24 protein-coding genes are annotated in these 24,469 nt (G+C 66.1%); 21 read left to right on the forward strand and 3 right to left on the reverse strand.

What is annotated here, in order from left to right; all coding sequences use genetic code 11:
- Positions 1-18 precede the first annotated feature (18 nt).
- The 9 genes from C3E77_RS00540 (at position 19) to C3E77_RS00580 (ending at position 7,718) form a co-directional block, all read left to right on the forward strand.
- The gene (locus tag C3E77_RS00540) at positions 19-432 is read left to right on the forward strand and encodes a phage holin family protein (RefSeq protein WP_108389865.1); all 414 of its coding nucleotides are present in this window, start codon (positions 19-21) and stop codon (positions 430-432) included.
- Complete coding sequence (locus tag C3E77_RS00545) at positions 419-673, forward strand: hypothetical protein (protein WP_108389866.1); 255 nt, start codon at positions 419-421, stop codon at positions 671-673. The genes C3E77_RS00540 and C3E77_RS00545 overlap by 14 nt, the downstream gene beginning before the upstream one ends.
- 125 nt (positions 674-798) lie before the next feature.
- Positions 799-1,518 (forward strand): hydrogen peroxide-dependent heme synthase, encoded by a 720-nt coding sequence (hemQ, locus tag C3E77_RS00550; RefSeq protein ID WP_108389867.1) that lies wholly within the window; start codon positions 799-801, stop codon positions 1,516-1,518.
- Positions 1,515-2,696 carry a ferrochelatase gene (locus C3E77_RS00555; RefSeq protein ID WP_108389868.1) on the forward strand — a complete coding sequence of 394 codons (1,182 nt, stop codon included), beginning with the start codon at positions 1,515-1,517 and terminating at the stop codon, positions 2,694-2,696. Before hemQ ends, C3E77_RS00555 begins: the two co-directional genes overlap by 4 nt.
- The gene (hemC, locus tag C3E77_RS00560; protein WP_108389869.1) at positions 2,693-3,676 is read left to right on the forward strand and encodes a hydroxymethylbilane synthase; all 984 of its coding nucleotides are present in this window, start codon (positions 2,693-2,695) and stop codon (positions 3,674-3,676) included. Before C3E77_RS00555 ends, hemC begins: the two co-directional genes overlap by 4 nt.
- A 7-nt stretch (positions 3,677-3,683) precedes the next feature.
- Positions 3,684-4,478: a uroporphyrinogen-III synthase gene (locus tag C3E77_RS00565; RefSeq protein ID WP_108389870.1), complete on the forward strand. Its 795-nt coding sequence runs from the start codon at positions 3,684-3,686 to the stop codon at positions 4,476-4,478.
- Between the two features lie 73 nt (positions 4,479-4,551).
- Positions 4,552-5,526, forward strand: a complete 975-nt coding sequence (hemB, locus tag C3E77_RS00570) for a porphobilinogen synthase (protein ID WP_108389871.1) — start codon at positions 4,552-4,554, stop codon at positions 5,524-5,526.
- Positions 5,523-6,842 carry a glutamate-1-semialdehyde 2,1-aminomutase gene (gene hemL, locus C3E77_RS00575; RefSeq protein ID WP_418288050.1) on the forward strand — a complete coding sequence of 440 codons (1,320 nt, stop codon included), beginning with the start codon at positions 5,523-5,525 and terminating at the stop codon, positions 6,840-6,842. The genes hemB and hemL overlap by 4 nt, the downstream gene beginning before the upstream one ends.
- 150 nt (positions 6,843-6,992) lie before the next feature.
- Positions 6,993-7,718, forward strand: a complete 726-nt coding sequence (locus C3E77_RS00580) for a hypothetical protein (protein ID WP_108389873.1) — start codon at positions 6,993-6,995, stop codon at positions 7,716-7,718.
- Between the two features lie 66 nt (positions 7,719-7,784).
- On the opposite strand, the gene C3E77_RS00585 is transcribed toward C3E77_RS00580, so the two are convergent.
- Complete coding sequence (locus C3E77_RS00585) at positions 7,785-8,795, reverse strand: MDR family oxidoreductase (protein ID WP_108389874.1); 1,011 nt, start codon at positions 8,793-8,795, stop codon at positions 7,785-7,787.
- A gap of 83 nt (positions 8,796-8,878) precedes the next feature.
- Here C3E77_RS00585 and C3E77_RS00590 point away from each other — a divergent pair, with 83 nt between their 5' ends.
- The 3 genes from C3E77_RS00590 to C3E77_RS00600 all read left to right on the forward strand — a co-directional run bounded on the left by C3E77_RS00590 (position 8,879) and on the right by C3E77_RS00600 (position 11,976).
- Entirely contained in the window at positions 8,879-10,279 is a 1,401-nt protein-coding gene (locus C3E77_RS00590) for an MFS transporter (protein WP_108392866.1), read from the forward strand.
- Between the two features lie 74 nt (positions 10,280-10,353).
- Positions 10,354-11,604, forward strand: coding sequence for an MFS transporter (locus C3E77_RS00595; protein ID WP_108389875.1), 1,251 nt, complete (start codon positions 10,354-10,356; stop codon positions 11,602-11,604).
- A gap of 126 nt (positions 11,605-11,730) precedes the next feature.
- The gene (locus tag C3E77_RS00600) at positions 11,731-11,976 is read left to right on the forward strand and encodes a hypothetical protein (RefSeq protein WP_108389876.1); all 246 of its coding nucleotides are present in this window, start codon (positions 11,731-11,733) and stop codon (positions 11,974-11,976) included.
- Between the two features lie 156 nt (positions 11,977-12,132).
- Here C3E77_RS00600 and C3E77_RS00605 read toward each other — a convergent pair whose 3' ends face one another.
- The gene (locus tag C3E77_RS00605; RefSeq protein ID WP_108389877.1) at positions 12,133-14,001 is read right to left on the reverse strand and encodes a DUF222 domain-containing protein; all 1,869 of its coding nucleotides are present in this window, start codon (positions 13,999-14,001) and stop codon (positions 12,133-12,135) included.
- A gap of 138 nt (positions 14,002-14,139) precedes the next feature.
- On the reverse strand, positions 14,140-15,054 hold the full coding sequence (trhO, locus tag C3E77_RS00610; protein ID WP_108389878.1) for an oxygen-dependent tRNA uridine(34) hydroxylase TrhO: 915 nt from the start codon (positions 15,052-15,054) through the stop codon (positions 14,140-14,142).
- 154 nt (positions 15,055-15,208) lie between these two features.
- Here trhO and ppk2 point away from each other — a divergent pair, with 154 nt between their 5' ends.
- The 9 genes from ppk2 to prpB all read left to right on the forward strand — a co-directional run bounded on the left by ppk2 (position 15,209) and on the right by prpB (position 24,433).
- Positions 15,209-16,036: a polyphosphate kinase 2 gene (gene ppk2 / locus C3E77_RS00615; RefSeq protein ID WP_108389879.1), complete on the forward strand. Its 828-nt coding sequence runs from the start codon at positions 15,209-15,211 to the stop codon at positions 16,034-16,036.
- A 173-nt stretch (positions 16,037-16,209) separates the two neighbouring features.
- Positions 16,210-17,403: a thiolase family protein gene (locus C3E77_RS00620; RefSeq protein WP_108389880.1), complete on the forward strand. Its 1,194-nt coding sequence runs from the start codon at positions 16,210-16,212 to the stop codon at positions 17,401-17,403.
- A 138-nt stretch (positions 17,404-17,541) separates the two neighbouring features.
- Positions 17,542-18,306, forward strand: coding sequence for an SDR family NAD(P)-dependent oxidoreductase (locus C3E77_RS00625; RefSeq protein WP_108389881.1), 765 nt, complete (start codon positions 17,542-17,544; stop codon positions 18,304-18,306).
- A 114-nt stretch (positions 18,307-18,420) separates the two neighbouring features.
- Positions 18,421-19,194, forward strand: a complete 774-nt coding sequence (locus C3E77_RS00630) for an enoyl-CoA hydratase/isomerase family protein (RefSeq protein ID WP_108389882.1) — start codon at positions 18,421-18,423, stop codon at positions 19,192-19,194.
- Positions 19,195-19,220: 26 nt separating this feature from the next.
- Positions 19,221-20,048, forward strand: a complete 828-nt coding sequence (locus tag C3E77_RS00635) for an SDR family oxidoreductase (protein WP_108389883.1) — start codon at positions 19,221-19,223, stop codon at positions 20,046-20,048.
- Between the two features lie 156 nt (positions 20,049-20,204).
- Positions 20,205-21,239: an enoyl-CoA hydratase/isomerase family protein gene (locus C3E77_RS00640; RefSeq protein ID WP_108389884.1), complete on the forward strand. Its 1,035-nt coding sequence runs from the start codon at positions 20,205-20,207 to the stop codon at positions 21,237-21,239.
- Between the two features lie 105 nt (positions 21,240-21,344).
- On the forward strand, positions 21,345-22,013 hold the full coding sequence (locus C3E77_RS00645; RefSeq protein WP_108389885.1) for a GntR family transcriptional regulator: 669 nt from the start codon (positions 21,345-21,347) through the stop codon (positions 22,011-22,013).
- Positions 22,010-23,533 carry an MmgE/PrpD family protein gene (locus tag C3E77_RS00650; RefSeq protein ID WP_108389886.1) on the forward strand — a complete coding sequence of 508 codons (1,524 nt, stop codon included), beginning with the start codon at positions 22,010-22,012 and terminating at the stop codon, positions 23,531-23,533. Before C3E77_RS00645 ends, C3E77_RS00650 begins: the two co-directional genes overlap by 4 nt.
- Positions 23,534-24,433, forward strand: coding sequence for a methylisocitrate lyase (gene prpB, locus C3E77_RS00655; RefSeq protein ID WP_108389887.1), 900 nt, complete (start codon positions 23,534-23,536; stop codon positions 24,431-24,433).
- Positions 24,434-24,469: the final 36 nt, after the last annotated feature.

A 24,469-nucleotide genomic window follows, 5' to 3' on the forward strand; every position in this document is an offset into this window, starting at 1 on the left:
CACCTGGAGCGTCTGACCATGACGGACCGAAATCTCAGCGATAAGAGCCGCGAATCGCTCTTTGAGTTGCTCGCCGACCTTCCCAACCTGATCACCAACCTGATCCAGGCGGAGATCGAGCAGGTCAAGACGAAGGCCAAGCACCTCGGAAGCTACGCGGGTAAGGGTGCCATTTTCATGGTGCTCGCGCTGATCTTCCTGTTCTTCGCCATCGGCACCGCCGTTGCCGTAGCTATTCTGGCGCTCGCGCTGGTACTCCCGGCATGGTTGAGCGCGCTCATCGTCTTTGTCGTGTTTGTTCTGATCGCTGTGATTCTGGCGTTGATCGGACTCAAGTACTTCAAGAAGCTCGGCGATGACCCGAACCCCGTCGAGAGCGTCAAGAAAGACATCCGTGCGGTAAAGGGGGAGGGCGAATATGACCGTTACTAACCCAGGATCGAACCCGGGATCGCCCGCGGTAGCACGGGCTGAGCTCGTTGCGACTCTCAACGCCATCGAAGACAAGCTCAACGTTCCCCGCAAGTTCAATCGCCTCGTCGTGCAGGGAAAGAAGCAGGTCGCGACGCTTCAGCGCGAGAACCCGACGGCGCTCTATGCCGGAATTGCCGCAGTGGCTTCCGTCGCAGGCCTTGCCGCATGGGCCATCGTCCGCGGCATCGCGAACCGCTAGCGGCTTCGATCGCGTATATCCTCTGCTGCGCCGGAAATGGTCGCGGAGGCGAGCGTGTTGAGCCAATGCACAGGGGAAGCCACGCTCATTTGGCGGGGAGAGATTAAGGGGTGATGATGTTAGGTATGACTCACCCGGCCTCTGCCGAGGCATCCCTGCCCCAAAACATTTCTGAACCCGAAGAGAACCCGACAGGATTTGCGCTCTGGGCGGTTCTGCGTCGCCCGCAGGCGCCGGTCGCACTCAGCGACCATGCCGTCTTTGAGTTGGATTCTGCTGTGAAGCGCGTCGAGAGCGACGGTGTGACCGTCCGCGGTTTCTATGACGTCTCCGGCCTTAAGGCCGACGCTGACATCATGATCTGGCTGCACGGAGACACGGCCGACGCGCTTCAGCGGGCGCTTCGCGAACTGCGCCGCACCAGCATTCTTCGCGGCCTTCTTCCGACCTGGAACGCGATGGGGGTCCATCGCGAAGCTGAGTTCAACAAGCGCCACGTGCCCGGCTTCCTCCGCGGCATCGACGCGAAGAACTGGCTCACCGTTTACCCATTCGTGCGCAGCTTCGAGTGGTATCTGCTCCCCGACGACGAGCGGAGCAAGATGCTCGCCGACCACGGTCGCAAGGGCGCAGCGTTCCGCGGAGCCATCGCAAACACGGTGTCCGCGTTCGCCCTCGGCGACTACGAGTGGATTCTTCCGATCGAATCGGACGATCTGACCGAACTTGTCGATCTCATGCGTGATCTTCGCGCCACGGATGCCCGTCGCCACGTCCGCGAGGAAGTTCCGTTCTACACAGGCCGTCGCATTTCGACGGCAGAAATCCCCGAGGTAATCCAGTGACCGATCTCGTTCTCGGCGCAACGCCGGCCGCAGCGTCCGGCGAGCCGCACATCACCGAGCCCGTCGCGTATGACGCAATTCTGCTCGCCGGTTTCGGCGGTCCTGAGGGACAGGACGACGTCATTCCGTTCCTGCGCAACGTCACCCGTGGCAGGGGCATCCCGGAGGAGCGGCTCGAAGAGGTCGCACACCACTACCGTCACTTCGGCGGGGTCAGCCCGATCAATGACCAGAACCGGCAGCTCAAGGCAGCACTCGAGGCCGAGCTGGCCTCTCGTGGCATCGACCTTCCCGTCCTCTGGGGCAACCGCAACTGGGACCCGTACCTGCGTGACGCGCTGGTTGAGGCGAACGACCGCGGCTTCACCAAGCTCATCGCCATCGCGACGAGCGCGTATTCCTCGTACTCGAGCTGCAGGCAGTACCGCGAGGACTTCGCCATCGCGCTCGACGAGACGAGCCTGTTCGGGCACATCGCGATCGACAAGGTGCGCCAGTTCTTCGACCACCCCGGATTCGTGACGCCGTTCATCGACGGAGTACGCGACGGTCTCGTGCAGATCCAGAACGACAACCCGGGCATCGACCTCGCCACAGAGGTCGAGATCCTCTTCTCCACACACTCGATTCCATCGACGGATGCCGCGAAGTCCGGTCCTGCCGAACGCGGCTTTGGCGAGGGTGGTGCCTACGCGGCCCAGCACAACGCTGTCGCCGAGGTCGTTGTCGAGTCGGTCAAGCGTGAGCTTGGCCTCGAGGCCGAGCTCGCCTGGCAGCTGGTCTACCAGTCCCGGTCCGGCCCGCCGAGCATGCCGTGGCTCGAGCCCGACATCAACGACACCATCGCAGAACTGCCGGCAAAGGGCATCCGTGCGGTGATCATCGTTCCGCTCGGTTTCGTCAGCGACCACATGGAGGTCCTCTGGGACCTCGACAACGAGGCCACTGAATCCGCGCAGGAGGCGGGGCTGTACTCGGTGCGTGTTCCCACTCCTGGCACCCACAAGGCCTACGTCACAGGCCTCATCGACCTCGTGCTCGAGCGCCGCGACGGCGTGCCGGTTTCCGAGCGACCGGCGATGACCGACCTGGGCCCGTGGTACGACGTGTGTCGTCCCGGTTGCTGTGAAAACGCGAGGCTCGGCTTCAAGCCGGCGGTTGCAGGCCTCAAGCCGTGACTCTTCGCATTGGGACGCGCGGCAGCGCTCTCGCGCTTGCGCAGGCGGGCGACATCGCGCGGGAGATCACCGAGCGCACGGGAGTCGCGACAGAGCTCGTGCCGGTAACGACGCACGGCGACGTGTCACGGGAGTCTCTCTCGAGCCTCGGCGGCACGGGAGTCTTTGCGTCCGCGCTGCGGGAGTTCCTGCTCGCGGGTAAGTGCGACCTGGTCGTGCACTCGATGAAGGACCTCCCGACCCAGAAATACGACGGGCTCCGGATTGGCGCGGTTCCGCCGCGCGCCGATGCCAGGGACACCCTGTGTGCCCGTGACGGGCTCACTCTCGACACACTGCCTGAGGGCGCGCGGGTCGGAACTGGTTCGCCGCGGCGTGCGGCGCAGCTCGCCGCTCGCCGTCCGGACCTCGCGATCATCGACATCCGCGGCAACGTCGACACACGACTCGGTTTTGTCGCCTCTGGTGAGCTCGACGCTGTCGTGCTCGCCGCTGCCGGTCTCGGCCGGCTCGGCAGGACAGAGAAGGTTACCGAGTATTTCGATCTCGAGTCATGGCCGACGGCCCCCGCTCAGGGCGCCCTCGCGATCGAGGTCCGCGACGAAGCACACGACGATGACCTCCTTGGCGCGCTTGAAGCCATTCACGATTCGTCAGCACAGGCAGCGGCCGTCGCCGAGCGCAGCATCCTGTTCCGGCTTGAAGCGGGTTGTGCAGCACCGATCGGCGCGCACGCGACAGTGAGCGAGAGCGCCATTACGTTGCTCGGTGCCGTCTATGCCCCGGACGGGTCCGGCCAGCTTGTCCTGACCGGTTCTGGGAAACTTGACGCCAGCCACGCGGCGACTGTCGGCGCCGACGATTTCTCCGGTCCCGCCCAATCGAGCATCATTGAGACTGCCGAGTACGTCGGCAGCGCTCTTGCCGACGAGTTGCTGGCAGGGGGAGCAGCTCGACTTGCCCCCCTGAAGCAAGACTGAGGACCCGATGAAGCCTGCAGCACAGATCACGAAACCCCTGAAGGGGTGGCGCATTCTCGTCCCACGCGGAGGTCCGTGGGGAGACAGTGTCGCGGCCGACCTGCGCGCCCGCGGCGCAACACCGGTTGTCGCGCCCATGATCAACTTCGCGCCGACCGAGGACCCCGATAACCTCACGCGGGCACTTGCGGCTCTCGCGAATGGTGAGTTCGACTGGCTCACGGTAACGAGCGCCACGACGGTTGACGTGATGTACTCGCAGGGCGTGAAGATTCCCGAGCGCACGCGTGTTGCCGCTGTCGGCGAGACAACCGCCGCGGCGCTCCAGGCCGTTGGGTATCGCGTCGACCTTGTTCCGGCCAAGGACAACTCCGCGCGCGGAATGGTCACCGAGCTCATGCAGCTCGAACCGAAACCCAAGCGCTTCCTCACCCTTCGATCGGAGATCGCGAAACCGCTGCTCAGCGAGGGGCTCGCCGCAGCGGGGCACGACGTGCAGTCCGTCGTCGCGTACCGCACCATCGGTGAACCCGTCGCCGAGAACGTGATCGCCGACGTCAGGTCCGGGCGCATCAACGCGATCCTCGTCACGAGTGGTTCGGTAGCCGAGCAGGTCGTCCGACAGTTCGGTGACCTGCCGGAGTCAACGCTTGTGGCCGCGATCGGGCCGCGAACCGCGAAGGATGCCACGAGCTACGGACTGACTGTCGACATCGTCTCCGGGCACCAGACGGTGTCAGCACTCCTCGACTCGATTGTCGCAACGGTCGAAGCAGCTCAGCCGCAGGACACCGACTACTAGGAGCGCGTTTTCTCTGGCGGGTGCGCGTCTGCACCCGGCGAGGTCCCAGCCTCGAAAGCGTAGGCTGAACTGTGTGAATGCTCCCGTAATCCGCCCCCGCAGACTTCGTTCAACCCCGGCAATGCGCCGCCTCGTTTCCGAGACGCGAGTGCACCCAGCCGAACTCATTCTTCCGCTCTTCGTTCGTGAGGGCGCGACCGAGCCGGCCCCCATCGGCTCGATGCCCGGCGTGATGCACCACACCCTCGACTCGCTGAAGCGGGCCGCAACCGAGGCCGCCGATGCCGGCGTCGGCGGGGTCATGCTCTTCGGGGTTCCGCTCACGCGGGACGCCACAGGCTCGCAGGCATCCTCGCCCGACGGCATCCTCAATCTCGCCACCGAAGCCCTCGTCGCCGAGGTGGGTGACGCGATTGTCGTGCAGACCGACCTGTGCCTCGACGAGTTCACCGACCACGGACACTGCGGTGTGCTCGACTCCCGCGGCGCTGTCGACAACGACGCGACCCTCGAGCGGTACATCGACATGGCACTGTCTCAGGCACACGCCGGTTCTGCCATGCTCGGTCTGTCCGGCATGATGGACGGCCAGGTCGACGCTGTGCGCGCCGCCCTCGACGAGGAAGGTTTCGTCGAGACCGCGATCCTCGCCTACTCCGCGAAGTACGCCTCTGCCTTCTATGGACCGTTCCGTGAGGCCGTGGATTCGCAGCTCACCGGCGACCGCCGCAGCTACCAGCTCGACCCGGGCAACCGGCGCGAGGGCATGCGCGAAGCGACCCTCGACATGTCTGAGGGTGCTGACGTCGTCATGGTGAAGCCGGCGATGAGCTACCTCGACGTGCTCGCGGATGTCGCCGCGATGAGCGACATTCCGGTCTGGGCATACCAGGTCTCCGGTGAATACGCGATGATCGAGGCCGCCGCCGCAAACGGATGGATCGACCGTCGTCGGGCAATCGAGGAATCCCTCGTCAGCATCCGCCGTGCCGGTGCCGACGCCGTTCTCACCTACTGGGCGACCGAGGTTGCAGGGTGGCTCAAGTGAACAACGACGAACTCTTCGCGCGCGCCAAAGAGTCCATTCCCGGCGGTGTGAACTCGCCGGTTCGCGCCTTCGGGTCGGTCGGTGGAACGCCGCGATTCCTGGTAAAGGCGTCAGGCGCCTACGTGACGGATGCCGATGGCGCCGAATACGTGGACCTCGTCGGTTCATGGGGTCCCGCCATCCTGGGGCACGCCCAGCCCGACGTGGTGCGCGCCGTTCAGGACGCTGCCGCCCTCGGACTCTCGTTCGGCGCGTCGACTCCCGCCGAGACCGAGCTTGCCGAACTCGTGAAGTCGCGGGTCGTCGCTGGCGGAATCGCCCCGATCGAGAAGCTGCGACTCGTGTCGACGGGCACCGAGGCCACCATGACGGCCATCCGGCTCGCCCGCGGCTACACCGGGCGCGACCTGCTCGTGAAGTTCGCCGGCCACTACCACGGTCACTCCGACGGCCTGCTCGCCCAGGCCGGGTCCGGCCTCGCAACGCTCGCGCTCCCCGGTTCTGCCGGTGTCACCGAGGCGACCGCGGGGCAGACTCTCGTGCTGCCGTACAACGACCTCGACGCTCTCAGGGTCGTCTTCGAGGAACGCGGCGACCAGATCGCCGCCGTCATCACGGAATCGGCCGCCGCGAACATGGGGGTGCTCGCACCGCTTCCCGGCTTCAACGCCGCACTCGTCGACCTCGCACACCAGTACGGCGCGCTCGTCATCCTCGATGAGGTGCTGACCGGTTTCCGCGTAAGCGCCGCCGGCTACTGGGGACTCTCGGTGGCCGACGGCCCCGCTTACCAGCCCGACCTCTTCACCTTCGGCAAGGTCATCGGTGGCGGGATGCCGCTCGCCGCCCTCGGCGGGCGCGCCGAGATCATGGACTACCTCGCCCCTGCAGGGCCGGTCTACCAGGCCGGCACGCTGTCGGGGAACCCGGTCGCTGTCGCCGCAGGAATTGCGACCCTCGAGCGCGCGACGCCCGACGTGTATGCGCGCCTTGACGCAGCATCCGCGACCCTCTCGAATGCTGTCTCCGATGCGTTCACACGCGAGGGCGTCGCCCACGTTGTGCAGCGCGCAGGCAACCTGTTCAGTTTCGTCTTCGCCGACGATGCACCGCTCAACTATGTCGATGTGCAGGCGCAGGAGGCGTGGCGCTACGCGCCGTTCTTCCACGCCATGCTCGACGGCGGGGTCTCGTTGCCGCCGAGCGTGTTCGAGGCGTGGTTCGTCTCCGCCGTGCACGATGACGCGGTACTCGGGCGCATTATCGAGGCGCTTCCCGCCGCGGCGCGCGCCGCAGCGGCCGCGAAACCTGTCTGATCAGTTACCCCCAGTTAGAGCGGGCCTCGGCTCGTTTTTCTGCGGCAGTCCGCCGATCGATGCAGTGAGCGGCCCGCCCACAACCCCGCTGTTACCTCTTTGTGAGGTTTCACCACCCGAATTCGCCACCCCTACCGGCAGACTGGAAACATGGCTCGTCTTCACCTTCACCCTGACCGACTTGAGATCGCACTGTCGACGGCTGAGAAGACGCTCGCGCTACGCAAAGACAACATCGTCATCCCGCGCTCGGCCATTCGCTCGGCGACGCTGACCGACGATCCATGGATCTGGGTCCGCGGCATCCGTGCTCCAGGAGCTGCCATTCCGCTTACTCTTGCCGTCGGTCAGTGGAAGTTCCACGGCGGTAAGGACTTCCTCGTGCTCAAGGGCACGAAGCCTTCCGTCGTGATCGACATCGCCGACGAGGAGTTCTCGCGCGTCATCATTACGACGAAGCACGGGCTCGAGTTGGTGGCCAAGCTCCAGGACGACGTGAAGCCGGCCAAGAAGCAGCCGAGAGCTCGCAAGGCGACGCCGCAAGTGACCCCGAAGCCGAAGCGGGCTGCGAAACTGGCGACGGATGCTCCGGCACCAGCGAGCGAGGGCGTCTCACCGGTTGAGACGGCAGCATCCGCTGTCGACGCATCGGGTGCTGAGGCATCCGTCACTCCGGCGAAGGCTGCCGCAGCAAGGAAGCCGGCCGCATCGGCCCGCAAGACCCCTGCCGCGCCCCGGAAAACGGCCAGCCGCAGGAAGACCGCGGAGGCAGTGACCCCCGCAAAAGCAGCGGCTGAGGCGGTTGAGCAGCAGGCGGAGGCGAGTGATCGACCCGAGTCCTCCGAACCACCCACCGAAACGGCCGCGACCAACTAACGCGCGGGGTGCCGCGGACGACAGCCGTCCCGCTCTCGCTGAGCTACCGCACGCCGTTCGAACTGACTAAGCGCGTACGTCGACGACAGTGCGCCCGGAGAGCTGGCCGTCGAGGATCGCGACGGCCGCAGCCTGTGCCTGGTCGAGGGGGATCTCGGTGGTCAGCCCGTCGAGGAGCTCCGGGTCGAGGTCGGTGGCGAGTCGCGACCACGCTTCCTCGCGCAGGGGGAGCGGCGCGTCGACCGAGTTGATGCCGGCGAGCGTTACCCCGCGCAGGATGAACGGAACCACCGTCCCGGGCAGGTCAATGCCCTGCGCCATGCCGCTCGCCGCCGCGATACCGCCGTAGTTGAGTCGCGCGATCGCATTGACGAGGGTGTGGCTTCCGACGGGGTCGACGATCGCCGCGTAGGTCTGCGACTGCAGTGGTTTGCCCGGCTCGCTCAACTCGGCGCGGTCGATCACCGTTGCTGCACCGAGGCGGCGGAGGAAGTCGCCTTTACTGTCGACCCGTCCTGTCGAGGCGACAACGTCGAAGCCGAGCCGTGACAACAGGGCGACGGCGATCGACCCGACCCCTCCGGCTGCCCCGGTGACGAGCACCGGCCCGTCCGCTGGAGTCACACCGTGCCGTTCGACCGCGAGCACCGAGAGCATCGCCGTGAACCCCGCTGTGCCGATCGCCGCGGCTCGCCGGGCCCCGAGCGAATCGGGAACGCGAACCAGTGACGCGCTGTCGACCCTCGCCCGTTCGGCGAGGCCGCCGTGGTGCGTCTCGCCGAGGCCGGCACCGTTCAGCAGCACTTCATCGCCCACAGAGAACCGGTCGCTCTCACTCGCGGTCACCGTTCCCACGACGTCGATTCCGGCAACGAGCGGCCAGGTCCGAACCACTCCGGGCCTGCCAAGAAGGGCGAGGCCGTCCTTGTAGTTGATGCTCGACCACGACACATCGAGGGTGACGTCGCCCGGCATCAGGTCAGTGTCGGTGAGCTCTGAAACGGATGCTGTTTGCGAAGCAGTGCCGGAAGCATCCGAGTGCTTCTCGACCAGCCAGGCGCGGAACGTCGTTGTCATGCGTCCAAGCCTAGAGCGCGAGCGCCCGGCGCTGGTGGGTTTGCCCTCACCGGCAGACGATGGCCGTCGTGCAGAATGGGACGATGACCCGATCGGCGACGCTCAACAGGCCCCTCGCTCTTCTCGTCGCCGTGACGTTCTTCATGGAAAACCTCGACGGCACCATCATTCAGACCGCCGCTCCGGCCATGGCCATCGATCTCGGTGTTCGCGCCGTCGACATCAACATCGCCATGACGGCGTACCTGCTTACCCTCGCCGTCGGCATCCCGGTCAGCGGCTGGCTGGCCGATCGATTCGGGACGCGACGCATCTTCCTGCTCGCGATCGTCGTTTTCACTCTCGCTTCGGTGCTGTGTGCACTGAGCACGACCCTGCCCATGCTCGTCGCCATGCGGGTGTTGCAGGCCGTGGGCGGCGCGATGATGGTGCCGGTCGGCCGCCTCGCCGTGCTGCGCAGTGTCGAGAAGCGAGACCTGCTGGATGCCATGGCGTACCTCACCTGGCCTGCACTGCTGGCACCGGTGCTCGCGCCCGTCATCGGCGGGGTTCTCTCCGACACCGTCGGGTGGCACTGGATCTTCCTGATCAACGTCCCGATCGGCATCGTGGCGTTCGTGGCGGCACTGAAGCTCGTGCCCGCCACAGAGCCGACCGGGCGGAATCCGCTGGACTGGGCAGGGTTCGCCCTCGTCGGTGTTGCGCTTGCCGCGCTGGTGCTCGGTATGGAGCAGCTCGGGGCGAGCCGGACCGAGTGGCTCTGGGCGGCGGGGCTGCTCGTTCTCGCTGTCGTCGCCGGAATCACTGTGCTCGTTCGGCTTCGTCGGGCGGCGCATCCCCTGCTGGATCTGTCGGCGCTCCGAATCGCGACCTTCCGGGTCGGTAACGTCGGCGGTAACCTCTACCGGCTGCTCATCGGCGCCGCGCCGTTTCTCTTCGTGCTGCTCTTCCAGTCAGGGTTCGGGTGGAGCGCCTCCCAGGCCGGCCTTCTGGTGATGGCCGTCTTCGTGGGCAACGTCGTGATCAAGCCGGCGACGAGTCCGCTCATTCGCCGGTTCGGGTTCCGGACGGTGATCATCTCGAGCAACCTGTGTGGCGCGGTCGTCTTCGGGCTGTGCGCATTTATTCAGCCGTCGACGCCGGTCGTTCTCATTGCCGCGCTGCTTTTCGCGAGTGGGGTGTTCCGGTCGATCGGTTTCAGCGGGTACAACTCGGTGCAGTTCGCCGACGTGCCCGCAGCGCTCACCTCGGGAGCGAACACCCTCGCGTCAACGCTGCAGCAGGTGGCCGTTGGGCTCGGTATCGCGGTCGCGGCGCTCACCGTGCGTGCGACGACCGCCGGCGCTGCCTTGATCGACGCCGGTGCTGTTGGGCTGGGCTATCGGTGGGCTTTTGCGGTGCTCGCCGTCCTGCTGCTCGTTCCGGCCGTCGAGGCGTGGCGGATGTCGGCCTCCGCCGGTGCCGAGGTGGCGGCCCGGCGGTAGCGCTTCGGTTCGCGGCCGGCCGGAGCAGAACGGCGGTTGTGGGGTTGCGAGGTCGTGAGCAGAATAGGGAAGCCATGACGGATGCACCGCTGTTCAGGAGCCGGGACTTCCGGTTGCTTCTGATCGGCCAGACCACGAGTCAGCTGGGATCTCAGGTCAGCGGCGTGGCCATCCCCCTGCTCGCCGTACTCACGCTCGACGCGTCGCCGATCGAGCTTGGCCTCGTCACCGCGTCGTCCACGCTCGCGTTCGCGCTCATCGGTCTGCCGGCGGGGGCGTGGCTGGACCGGTGGGTCAAGCTTCCCGTGCTCGTGGCGAGCGACATCGCGAGGGCGCTGCTGCTCGCGACCATTCCTCTCGCCGCACTTGTCGGCATCCTGAACATCACGCATCTCGTGGTTGTCTCCCTGCTCACGGGATTTGCCCGGGTGTTCTTCGATGTCGGCTACCAGAGTTACCTTCCTGTCGTGCTCGGCAAGGACCGGGTGCTCGCCGGTAACTCGTCAATGGAGGCTATCCGCGCGTCAGGACAGGTCATCGGTCCCGGCCTTGGTGGCGGGCTTGTCGGAGTGATCGGCGCGGCGAACGTCGTGCTGACCCAGGCGGTGACCTTCGCCGTCTCCGCCGTCTGTCTTCTCGCCATCCGCACGCGGGAGGCACCGATACCGGTTCACCCCGATCGCCCCAGGCTCGGCGCACAGATCCGCGAGGGGCTCGTGTTCGTCGCGCACAACCGCATACTCCGGGCAACGGCGCTCGCGAGTGCAGCGGGGAACTTCTCGTTCGCCATCGCGTCGGCGGTGACGTTCATCTTCGCGTCCCGCACCCTCGAGCTCTCGCCGCTTGCCATCGGGGTGATCGTGTCTGTGGGGTCGGTCTCGGCCATTATCGGTGCAGCATTCACACCGCGGATCTCCCGCCGGGTGGGGAGCGTCAGGATCATCTGGCTCTCGCTCGCGGTTACCGGTCCGTTCGCCCTGCTGACGCCGCTTTCCCAGCCCGGGTGGCTGGTTCTCCTCGCGGCGGTCGGGATGTCTGTGGGAGAACTCGGTCAGATTATCTACGCGGTGACGAACGTCAGCCTGCGGCAGCGGCTCTGCCCGGACGCGATGCTGAGTCGGGTCAATGCGACGATGCGAGTGCTCATCATGGGATTGTTCCCCCTCGGCGCTCTGGTCGGCGGAGTGCTCGGGGAGCTGATCGGCCTCCGGGGGACGCTCTTTGTCGCGGGCGGGCTGATGGTGCTGTCGCCGATTCCGTTGATGGCTGTATTCGGTCGCATCCGCGACATCGAACAACTGGAGAGCTGGCACCGTCCAGGGTAAGCAGTTTGAGCCATCGGAGTCGGCGCTGCACATTCCTTGTCGTACTCGGGCCGTGCTCGCAAGGCCCTTGCTGCGTTGTGCGGCTCCGGCATACGGTCGATGTAACGCAACACGAAGGAGATACGCATGACTGACGCAGAATCGCCGAAGAACGCCCTTCCCGACGGACTGGCCGCGACCCCTGAGGTCGTTGACGCTCAGTTTGTCGAACAGGGATACAGCGAGGACATTGTCTCCTCGCCCGAGATCCGTGCGCAGGACTACGAGGGTGACAACCCGGTCCTCAAGGAGCACTACAACAACTCGGATGCCGATCCAGAGGCTGCCGACGAGATCCTCGATGAGCAGATCGACGGACGCACCGACGGTTAGTCGATAGCTTCATCCACCTTCGCCGCCGTAGCGGGCTCTTCACAGGGCGCGCTACGGCGGCGTTGTGCGTTGTACTGCAACTGAAAGTGGCGTCCACGCCTGCAGCGGGGCGTCCATTTCAGCGTCGCATTCGACTCCGATTTCGGCCGGTGCCAGCTAGCCTTCGCCCTGGTCCGGCGGCGTGTACCAGGTTTCCATGACCCGCCGGTTGGATTCCCGACGCCGAGGTACCCGCGGCGGATCGGCAGGGCGGTCGCGGTTCGCTGGCCTGGAGGTCCCCGAGGGTGAAGCCGGGCCCGCCGGCGACCCCGGCACCTGCCGCGGCGCTGCCGCGGGCATTTGTGGTGGGTCTGCGCCGGGTATCGGTGCCCCGTCGCCCTGTGCCGTCTGGCTGGCGCGTTGTTCGCGTCGTTCGCGTTGTTCGCGTTGCTTTCGTTGTTCGAGTGCTCGGGGTGGGGCCTGTTTCAGGGCGGAGCGGCTGCGGAGGGGACGCGGTTTTTGCTCGGGGTCGAGAGTCTTGGGTGGGATGGCCGAGTACCTGGTGCCGTCGCGGACGATTTTCCAGCCGTTGTTGTGGATGAGCATGTGGTCTTCGCGGCAGACGAGGATTCCGTCGGCGATGTTAGTGAGTCCGTGGTCGGCGGCCCATTCGTTGATGTGGTGGGCTTCGGTGTAGGACGGGGGTCTGGTGCAGTCTTCGAAGACGCAGCCGCCGTCACGGATGGCGAGGGCGATGCGTTGCTTGGTGGTGAAGCGCCGTTGTTCCCGGCCGACATCGAGCGGATTGTTGTTCTGGTCGACGCGGATAGGGCGGGTCCCGGTGGTGCAGATGTTCCGTTCCATGATGTTGCCGGGGATGGCTTCTCCGGTGTCTTCGTTGAATCCGGTGCCGGTGAGGTGTCCGTCGGCATCGCGGGTGTCGAGCTGGTCCTGGGTGATCACGATTCGGACGCCGGGTTGGCGGTTTCCGAATGCGGTGTTCGGGTCGGCTTCGGCGCCGGCTTTGAGGGTCGCCATCAGGAGGTCGAACACGAGCTGGTCGTTGCTGCGGGGGTCGTCGATGAGGCGTTGGGCGCGTTCGGCGTCGGCGGGGTCGATCGTGCGGGGGCCACCGCGGCGGGGTCGCATTCCGGCGCCGACGAGCTGGTCGATGTAGGCGGCTGATTCGTCGTCGAACTCGACCCACGCGGTTCTCACACCGTCGGCGGAGCGGGAGAAGCGCCATTTACGGTTCTCGAAGTGTTGGTCCCAGCGAAGCCGGACGCCGACGGGATCGATTTGGTCGCGGAGGAACCGGGCCCGCCGGCCGAGCTCGTCGGCGTTGGTGCCGGCGGCGTCGGTAAGGAGCTGCTCGGCCGAGATCCGGAGGTCGTCGACGCTGACGCGTTCGTTGGGTTCGCCCAGGCCTCGCATGATGATCGTGACAGCTTCGGGCTTCAATACCCGGTCGCGGACCGCGCGGGTGAGGGGTTCATGCCACGGAATCTCGGGTGCCGGTCGGATCGCCGAGGACCCTGCGTCCGAACCGTCCGAACCGTCCGACCCATCGGCACTGCCAGAATCATCCGAACCATCGGCACCGCCGCCCAGTCCATCGAAGAGGCCGTCGCCGGAGCCTGTGATCCCGACCGGGTGGGTGGCGGCATCCGCCTCGCCCATCGCTTCACCGAGCTTCACCTGCCGCGCCGCTTCGACCCGGGTGGATCCGGTCAATCGTTGCACCATGTCGACGGCATTGTGGTCGCCGTGACGTTTGGCCAACCCGGAGTAACCGAGCTCACGAGCAGAACGCTTCGCGACCACACCAGCGGTCGCAGCGACCACGGCATCCGCCTCGGACCGCAACCGTGACGCATCACGCAGCAGCCCCTCCAGATCGGAATCAGTCGCCCGATCAATCAGCAGAGACAACGTCTGGTCCGCGGCAGAAATTACTGAACCGGCGGAGGAGAGAGGTTCAAGCGCAGCGATCCGATCGCACACACTCTGTGCAATCTGTCGAATCTGCTCCGAGATCTGAACCATGCTCAAATTTTACCAAAGAACAGACGAAAATCGAAGCTATGTTCGAAATATTCTCCTGTTTATGGTTGTGGAGGAATTGATGCCCGCGACCTCGCCGCCGACTCGCCACCGAAACCGACGCCGACCCCGGCCGCCGAGCTACGCGACGACGCCGTTCGCGGCCGCGTGTTCCTCGCAGAGCGGGGCAGCGGCAGCGTGCTCATTGCACAGCACCATCTGCACGCGGCAGGAGGCATCCGCACAGTTCTGCATTCGCTTGCTCGGCGTGCCGCACACGGCGCACTCGCCGACAACCGCGGCCGAGTCCGTAAAGTCGATCGACAGCCTGTTGTCGAACACGTAGAGCGAGCCCTCCCAGAGTCCTTCATCGCCGAACGTCTCGCCGTAGCGAACGATGCCGCCGTCGAGCTGGTAGACCTCACCGAAACCCCGGCTCTTCATCAGGCCGGAGAGAACTTCACAACGGATGCCGCCGGTGCAGTAGGTCACAACCGGTTTGTCCTTGAGGTGGTCGTACTTGCCGCTCTCCAGCTCGGCGACGAATTCGCGGGTATTTGAGACATCCGGGACGACAGCGTTCTTGAAGTGACCGATCTCCGCCTCGAACGCGTTGCGCCCGTCGAAGAAGACGACGTCATCGCCCCGCTCGGCGACGAGTTCGTGGAGCTCGGCCGGCTGAAGCTTTGTGCCGCCGCCAACCACACCGTTCTTATCCACCTCGAGCTCACCGGGAGCACCGAACGACACGATCTCCTCGCGCACCTTCACGACGAGGCGCGGGAAGTCAGCGCTCGCGCCGGTGTCGTCGAGACCGGTGCCCTCAGACCACTTGATGTCGAGGTTCTTGAATGCCGGGTACTCGCGTGTCTTCCTCAGGTACTTCTTGACCGCGTTGAGCTCGCCGCCGACCGTGCCGTTGAGGCCGTCCTTCGAGATGAGGATGCGACCACGCAGGTTCAGTGACTCGCAAAGGTCACGCTGCCAGAGCCGGATCGCGTCGGGGTCGGCCAGGGGAGTGAAGACGTAGTAGAGGAGGATCTTCGAAATGGCCATCCGCCGATTTTACCCGCAGCTCGCTGGGGCGAGGCCGAGTGCCGGACGCCGCGCGACAGGAGGCATTCGTCGTTTATCGCCGCGCAGAGGTCAGGCAGCCCCTATGATCGTGCGGTCGGTGTTGAAAGTCAGTGGTGTAGCGAAAAGGACAACTATGTCGAAGTCGAATAAGTCGGGCACCATCAAACGCGTTTCCAAGCCCCTCTATGAGCAGGAACTCGAGCGGCTGCAGGCGGAACTGGTGAGCATGCAGCAATGGATCATCGAGACCGGGGCTCGTGTCCTGGTCATCTTCGAGGGTCGAGACGCTGCGGGTAAAGGCGGCGCGATCAAACGAATCATCCAGTACCTCAACCCACGCTCAGCACGGGTCGTTGCGCTTCCGACGCCGAGTGAACGCGAGAAGGGGCAATGGTACTTTCAGCGGTACATCGAGCACCTGCCGACCACCGGCGAAATCGTCCTGATGGATCGCTCCTGGTACAACCGTGCCGGCGTTGAACGGGTCATGGGGTACTGCACCGATGAGCAGTACCACCGGTTCCTCGAGCAGGTTCCCCAGGTGGAAAAGATGCTGGTTGACGACGGCATCATTCTCGTGAAGTACTGGTTTTCCGTCTCGGACACCGTTCAGGAACAGCGGTTTCACTCGCGTCTGGAAGATCCGATGCGCCGGTGGAAGCTCTCAGACACCGATCTCTTCTCGATCACCCGTTGGGAAGACTATTCGCGAGCCAAAGACGATATGTTCGCGGCGACCGATCGCTCCTACGCGCCGTGGTGGACCATTGAGAGCGATGACAAGCGCGCTGCGCGCCTCAACTCCATCAAACATCTGCTGGATCAAATCCCGTACGAACCTCGTGAACCGGAGAAGGTGACCATCCCCGAACGCCCGGTCGCGGCCTCGTACGAGCGGCCCTCTCGCGATCACACGAAGTTCGTCACTGACCACGCGAAAAGTCTGAAACAGAAAGTGTAAATCGCCTTCGGTCACACACGCCCGAAAAACCACGGGACACCCCAGCTCGACGATTCGCACAATCGACCTCTCACCACGCTTCTCTCGAGAAGCCAGGCCCTCGTGCGGTGGTCCGGCAGGAGGCATCCGTCGTACGCTCGAAGGGCACGTTCAGTTGATCGGAGAAGATCCCCATGTCACGAGCAGTTCTTGTCGATGTTGTCCGCACCGCGTCCGGGCGCGGGAAGCATGGGGGAGGCCTCAGCGGAATCCACCCGGTCGATCTGCTTGCCCAGACGCTGCAGCGCCTCGTCGAGCGTGTCGACCTCGACCCGGCGCTCATCGATGACGTCATCGCTGGCTGTGTGACCCAGGCCGGCCGGCAGTCCACGAATATCGCCAGGAATGCCGTGCTCGCCGCGGGATTCCCCGAGACGGTGCCGGGCACCACCGTCGACAGGCAATGTGGCTCGAGCCAGCAGGCCGCCCAGTTCGCGGCGCAGGCGATCATCGCCGGGACGAGTGACATCGTTATCGCATGCGGCGTCGAGCAGATGAGCCAGCAGCCGATCGGCTACTCCACCCTGGGCGAGGACTACCTCGGCCCGGCGGTCGCCCACCGCTACCCGGATGGGCTGGTCTCACAGGGCATCGCCGCTGAGCTCATCGCCGCCCGGTGGAACATCAGCCGCGCCGAACTCGATGCGTTCGCCGCGCGCTCACACGCCCGCGCGACGGCCGCCCTCGATCGGGGCCTGTTCAGCTCCGAGGTCGTCCCCATCACCCTCGTGGCGCTCGACGGATCCACAACGACCTTCGGCGTCGACGAAACGGTGCGCCGCAGTACGACGGCGGATGCCCTGGCGCAGTTGCCCCCTGCATTCCACACGGATGCCGATGCGGAACGATTCCCGGAGATCGGCTGGAGCATCACGGCGGGCAACTCGTCGCCACTCACCGACGGGGCATCCGCGGCACTGATCATGAGCGAGGAGAAGGCCGAACAGCTCGGGCTCACTCCGCGCGCGCGGTTCGTCGGGTTCACGGCGGTCGGCAGCGATCCGCTCGAGATGCTCACCGGCATCATTCCAGCGACCCGCCGCATCCTCGACCGCACAGGCATCGCCCTCGATGACATCGACGTGTTCGAGGTCAACGAGGCGTTCGCGTCTGTGCCGATCGCCTGGCAGCGTGAGTTCGACGTCGACGAGTCGAAGCTCAACCCCTGGGGCGGAGCGATCGCGCTCGGCCATCCGCTCGGCGCGTCAGGCACCCGGATCCTCGCGACCCTCGTCAACGCGCTGCAGACCGGCGGCGGCCGATACGGGCTTCAGGTGATGTGCGAGGGCGGCGGCATGGCGAACGCCACGATCATCGAGCGGTTGTAGCGGCCGCGAGAGTTGTGGACTCAGCACAACGGTGTCGCTCCTGCACCCGGCGACAGCAGCCTGCCACGACAAGCCGGCCACCGCGGTTGACGGCGCACCCCTAGGCTGCACGTGACTCGTTCTCTGGAGGATCAAGCAATGAAGCTCGACGGAATTTCCGCACTCATCACCGGTGGTGCATCAGGTCTCGGCAACGCGACAGCGACCAGGCTCGCCGCGCTCGGCGTCGCCGTCGTCATCGTCGATCTGCCCGGTTCGAACGGTGCGGATGCCGCGTCACGGCTGGGTGAGAACGCCCGGTTCGTCGCCGCCGACGTGACGAACGAAGACCAGGTGCAGGCGGCCGTTGACGCGGCCAGCGCACTCGCCCCGCTCGGCATCGTCGTGAACTGCGCGGGGGTCGCCACCCCCGGCAAGGTGCTCGGTCGCGACGGTACTCTCCCCCTCGCCACGTTCAACACGGTGATCCAGATCAATCTCGTCGGTACGTTCAACGTCGTGCGGCTCGCCGCTGCCGCGATGTCGCAGAGTGAGCCGGACGAGAACGGGAGCCGCGGGCTGATCGTGAACACGGCATCCGTCGCGGCCTTCGACGGGCAGATCGGCCAGCCGGCCTATGCCGCATCGAAGGGCGCTGTGCACGCGATGACGCTGCCGCTGGCCAGGGAACTGGCGCGGTACGGCATCCGCGTGAACACGATCGCGCCAGGCATCATGGAGACACCGATGCTGATGGGCCTGCCGCAGGAGGCACAGGACTCGCTCGGCACCCAGGTTCCGTTCCCGTCGCGCCTCGGTCGCCCCGACGAGTACGCCGCGCTCGTCCAGCACCTCGCCGAGAACGACTATCTCAACGGCGAGACGATCAGGCTCGACGGTGCGATCCGGATGGCGCCGAAGTAGGCGCACCCCACCGAGAACACTCATTCCGGTCGAGATCACCCCGCACGCCGGATGTCCTCGACCGCAACGGATGATCTCGCCTCCCACCACACGCCTCACAACGAAAGTGACAGCATGACCGACAGCATCCTCTTCACCGTCGACGACGGGCTCGCCCACGTCACGCTCAACCGCCCGGCGCGGCTCAACGCGATCAACGAAGACGCCGCGCGCGCCTGGCGTGACATCGCGCAGCAGGTCGCCGACCGCGACGACATCGGCGCCGTGCTCCTCGACGCTGCTGGCCCCGCGTTCTGCGCCGGCGGCGACGTCGCCGAGATGAGCTCACTCGGCGGAGACACCGGCTCAACAATCGGTGACCTCGCCGACATCATCCACGAGGGCCACCGAATCTTCACCACGACCCCGAAGCCCATGGTCGCGGCGGTGAACGGCGCCGTCGCCGGCGGCGGTCTCGGCTTCATGCTCGTCGCCGACTACATCGTCGCGTCGGAGTCGTCGAAGTTCGTGTCGAAGTACGCCGACATCGGCCTGACCCCCGACTGCGGCGTCTCCACGCTCCTGCCGGAGGCCATCGGCGTGCGTCGAGCCCTCCAGCTCGCCCTCAGCAGCAAACTGCTCACCGCCGCGGAGGCCCTCGACTGGGGACTCGTCGCCGAAGTTGTTGCCGACGGTGAGACGGATGCTCGCGCGCGCGAGGTCGCAAACGTCTGGCTTTCGGGCGCTACCGCGGCCTTCGGACAGGCCAAGCGCCTGCTGCGCGACGGTGCCTTCCGCGACTTCCAGTCCAACCTCGACGACGAGTCGCGCACCATCAACGCTGCAGCCGCAACCGACGACGCCCGTGCCCGGATTGCGGCGTTCGCCGCGCGCTCAGCCCGCCGATAGCATCCGCCCCGAAGGAAAGTGACCCCATGACCGCACCACTCGCCGGAAAGACCCTCCTGATGTCGGGCGGAAGCCGCGGCATCGGCCTCGCCATCGCCCTTCGCGCTGCTCGCGACGGCGCCAACATCACGCTGCTCGCCAAGACCGACACGCCGGACCCTCGCCTCGAGGGCACCATCCACACCGCGGCGGATGCCATCCGGGATGCCGGTGGGAAGGCGCTCGCGGTGGTCGGCGACGTGCGTGACGACGCTTCGATTGCCGATGCGGTCGCGCAGACTGTTGACACCTTCGGGGGCATCGACATCGTCGTCAACAACGCGAGCGTCATCAGCCTGGCCCGCACCCTCGAGCTGGAACCCAAGCGCTTCGACCTCATGCAGGACGTCAACATGCGCGGCACGTTCATGCTCTCGCGCGCGGCGATCCCGCACCTGAAGGAGGCGCCGAACGCTCACATCCTGTCGCTGAGCCCGCCGATCAACCTCGACCCGAAGTGGCTCGGTGCCCACACCGGATACACCCTCGCGAAGTACGGCATGTCGATGGCGACCCTCGGGTTCGCCGCCGAGTTCGCCCGCGACGGCATCGCCGCCAACACGCTCTGGCCGCGCACCACCATCAAGACCGCCGCCGTCGGCAACATCCTCGGCGGTGAGGCCCTGCTCGCGAAGAGCCGCACGCCGGAGATCTACGCGGATGCCGCGTACGAGGTGCTGACGAAACCGTCACGCGAGTACACCGGCCAGTCCCTGATCGTGGAGGACGTCTTGATCGCCGCCGGCGTCACCGACTTCTCGCAGTACTCACCAGGTGTCGACGAGAAGGACCTGTTCCCCGACATCTTCCTGTAGGCGGCGGTCCAACCCGGGCGAGAGCATCACTTTCGGTCGAGAGCATCGCGCGCAACCGATGTTCTCGACCGCAACTGATGCGTTCGGGCACCACCTACCCCGCGCCGGGTGTACTCGGCTCGAGCGCCATACCCTTGATCGACGGAAGGAGCCAGCATGGACGACCTCGACACGCGCGTGGCCGACGGCACCGGCCGCATCACCCTCAACCGGCCGCGGGTGCTCAACGCCCTGACCCACGAGATGATTCGCGGCATTGCCGAGGCGCTCGAGCGCTGGCGGTCCGACCCCGAGGTGGCGATGGTGCTCATCGATGGTGCCGGCGACCGCGGGCTGTGCGCCGGCGGCGATATCCGTGGCCTCCGTCAGCACGCCCTCGACGGCCGCAACGACCTCTCCCGCCGGTTCTGGCGCGACGAGTACGAGCTCTGCGCCACGATCGACGAGTATCCCAAGCCATACATCGCGCTCATGACCGGCATCACCATGGGTGGAGGCGTCGGCGTCTCGGCGCACGGCAGCATCCGTATCGTCACCGAATCCAGCCGCGTCGCGATGCCCGAAACACGCATCGGCTTCAGCCCGGACGTCGGCGGTACCTGGCTGCTCGCTCACGCCCCCGGGGAGCTCGGCACCTACCTGGGCCTCAACGGGCAGACGATGAGCGGTGCGGATGCTGTCGCGTGCGGATTCGCGGACCACTACGTGCCATCCGACCGGCTGCCGCGGCTCATTGAGGCCCTGGGCGAACAGGCGGGCTCCGGCTCGCCCACTGACGTGGTGCTCAGCTTCTCGGAGGCACCGCCGGCGTCGACGCTTGAGGCCAAGCGCGAGTGGATCGACCGGTGTTATTCGGCGGACTCGGTCACCGAAATCCTCGAGCGGTTGCGCGCGGAATCCGGGTCGGAAGCCGCCGATGCGGCCGATGAGCTGGGCGCGCTGTCACCGATGGCGGTCACCGTTGCGCTCGCCGCACTCCGCCGGGCTCGCGAACTCGGCTCCCTTCGGGAGGCTCTCGCGCAGGAATACCGCACCTCGGCGTGGCTCGCAGAGCAGCCGGATCTCGCGGAGGGCATCCGGGCACAGGTGGTCGACAAGGACCGCTCACCGAAGTGGCTGCCATCCAGGCTCGCCACTGTTCCGCCATCCCTCGCGGCGACGGCGCTCGGACACCGCCCCCCTCGCCATTGAGCCGTTCCTCCATCGGTATACCAAAGAGTGCAAAACAAGCACCAATCGAGCGAAATCACGGTCTTCTGTATACCGGCAGCGTGGCCTCCGCGTATACTGGGCCCTGTGCGAGCGAGCGATAAGGCCTACGACGTCCTCAAGGAGGACATCCTGTCGTGGAAGCTCCGGCCTGGCACCGTGCTCGGCGAGACCGAGCAGTCCGAGCGGCTCGGCATCTCACGTACCCCGCTCCGCGAGGCCATCACCCGGCTCGCCGCCGAGGGACTCGTCGACACGCAGCGTGGTCGCGCCGGCGTCGTCACCGACGTCTCAGCGGCCAACCTCGCCGAACTCTTCGAGCTGCGCGAGGCACTCGAAACCCAGGCAGCCCGGCTCGCCGCCCGCCGCCGCAGTGCGTCGGTCTTCGAGGCACTTCGCGCCGATTTCGAGAGCGCACGCGCCACGGTCGCCGAGGACACGGCAGGCTATTACGCCCTCGTGGCACGGCTCGACGCGGCCATCGACGACGCCATGGCCAACCGGTTTCTCCTCTCCTCGCTCAAGGGCCTTCGCGGTCACCTCGCCCGCGCCCGCCGCCTCGCGCAAGACAACCCCGACAGGCTCACCGAGAGCATCGGTGAACACCTGCTCATCGTGCAGGCCATCCTCGACCGCGACGAACTCCTTGCCGCTCAGGCCACCGCTGTGCACTTGCGCAAGAGCCTCACCAACCTGCTTGACACCGCCGCGCTGAATGCCGGCGCCCCCGAGTCTTCGATGAAAGGAACACAATGAAGACCCACCACCTGCGCGTCCACACGAGCGAGGAAAACCTCTCACGCGAGGGTCAGCTCGCCTGGGCACTCGCCGAGGTTGCCGCCGACCCGGTCGAGGTCACCGACGAGGTCACCGACATGATCATCAACCGCATGATCGACAACGCCGCCGTCGCCGCGGCGTCACTCACCCGCGGCCCCGTCGTCGCAGCCCGGTCGCAGGCACTCGCACACCCCGTCACCACCGGCGGAAGCGGCTCGACGGTGTTCGGTCCGGATGCCGCGCGTCGCGTCAGCCCTGAGTGGGCGGCCTGGGCAAACGGCGTGGCTGTGCGTGAACTCGACTACCACGACACGTTCCTCGCGGCCGAGTATTCGCACCCCGGCGACAACATCCCACCGCTCGTCGCCGTCGCCCAGCACGTCGGTGCGACCGGCCACGACCTCGTCCGCGGGATCGCGACCGGCTACGAGATCCAGGTTGACCTCGCCAAGGCGATCAGCCTGCACGCCCACAAGATCGATCACGTCGCTCACCTCGGCCCATCGGCGGCCGCCGGTATCGGCACCATGCTCGGCCTTGACGTGGAAACCATCTTCCAGGCCATCGGCCAGGCGCTGCACACCACGACGGCAACCCGCCAGTCCCGCAAGGGCCAGATCTCCACCTGGAAGGCACACGCCCCGGCATTCGCGGGAAAAATGGCCGTCGAAGCCGTTGACCGTGCCATGCGCGGCCAGACCTCACCCGAACCGATCTACGAGGGCGAAGACGGCGTCGTCGCGTGGATGCTCGACGGACCGAACGCGTCATACGATGTGCCGCTCCCCGAGTCAGGCGAAGCGAAGCGCGCGATCCTCGACAGCTACACGAAGGAGCACTCGGCCGAGTACCAGGCCCAGGCCTGGATCGACCTCGCGCGGAAGCTGCACAACGAGCACCCGGAGCTCCTCGTCCCCGGCGCCATCGACCGCGTCGTCCTCCACACCTCGCACCACACGCACTACGTCATCGGCTCGGGCGCGAATGACCCGCAGAAGTACGACCCGACGGCCTCGCGCGAGACCCTCGACCACTCCATCCCGTACATCTTCACCGTCGCGCTTCAGGACGGCCGCTGGCACCACGTCGACTCCTACTCGCCCGAGCGGGCAGCACGAGAGGACACCGTCGAGCTGTGGAACCGCGTGAGCACGGAGGAAGACGCCGAGTGGACGCGCCGCTACCACTCCATCGACCCCGCCGAGAAGGCCTTCGGCGGGCGCGTCGAGATCACCCTCACCGACGGAACCACGATCGTCGACGAGATCGCCGTCGCCGATGCCCACCCGCTCGGTGCCCGCCCGTTCGTTCGCGAGGACTACATCGCCAAATTCCGCATGCTCGCCGAGCCCGTGCTCGAGCCTGAAGAGATCGAGCGTTTCCTCACCACAGTTCAGCGCCTGCCTGAACTCACCGCTGACGAGCTCGGCGGGCTGACCATCCAGGCGGCATCCGGCGTTCTTGCCGGAGTCGAATCCCCGAAGGGACTGTTCTAAATGCTGTACTCAAAGACCACACCGGAGGAGAAGCGCCGGATCTTCCGTGACCGCCTCGCCACCGGTGAACTGCTCCGCTTCCCCGGCGCGTTCAACCCGCTGTCTGCCCGCCTGATCGAGCAGAAGGGCTTCGACGGGGTTTACATCTCCGGCGCTGTCCTCAGCGCTGACCTCGGCCTGCCCGACATCGGGCTGACCACCCTCACCGAGGTGGCCGGCCGTGCGAAGCAGATCGCCCGGATGACCGAGCTGCCCGCGCTCGTCGACGCCGACACCGGCTTCGGCGAGCCGATGAACGTCGCGCGCACCATCCAGGAGCTCGAGGATGCCGGCCTGGCCGGCATGCACATCGAGGACCAGGTCAACCCGAAGCGCTGCGGACACCTCGACGGCAAGCAGGTCGTCGACGAGTCGACGGCGCTCAAGCGAATTCGCTCCGCGGCCGATGCACGTCGGGACGACAACTTCCTCATCATGGCGCGCACCGACATCCGTGCCGTCGATGGACTGGATGCCGCCATCGACCGGGCAAAGAAACTCGTCGACGCCGGCGCAGACGCGATCTTCCCCGAAGCGATGCGCGACCTCAGCGAGTTCGAGGCCGTCCGCAACGCCGTTGATGTGCCGATCCTCGCCAACATGACCGAGTTCGGCAAGAGCGAGCTCTTCACGAGCGCGCAGTTGGCCGATGTCGGAATCAACATTGTCATCTGGCCGGTGTCGCTTCTGCGCACCGCCATGGGTGCTGCCGGGCGCGCGCTCGACACGCTCAACGACGAGGGCAGCCTGTCGTCGAAGCTCGACGAGATGCAGCACCGCGCCGATCTCTACGAGCTCGTCGACTACGAGGGCTACAACCAGTTCGACACTTCGGTGTTCAACTTCACCGTCGCACGATAGGGTTCCACGGACCAGCGGTGCGGCATCCCCGACCGC

Source organism: Mycetocola zhujimingii, assembly GCF_003065425.1.
GTDB classification, from domain to species: domain Bacteria; phylum Actinomycetota; class Actinomycetes; order Actinomycetales; family Microbacteriaceae; genus Mycetocola_A; species Mycetocola_A zhujimingii.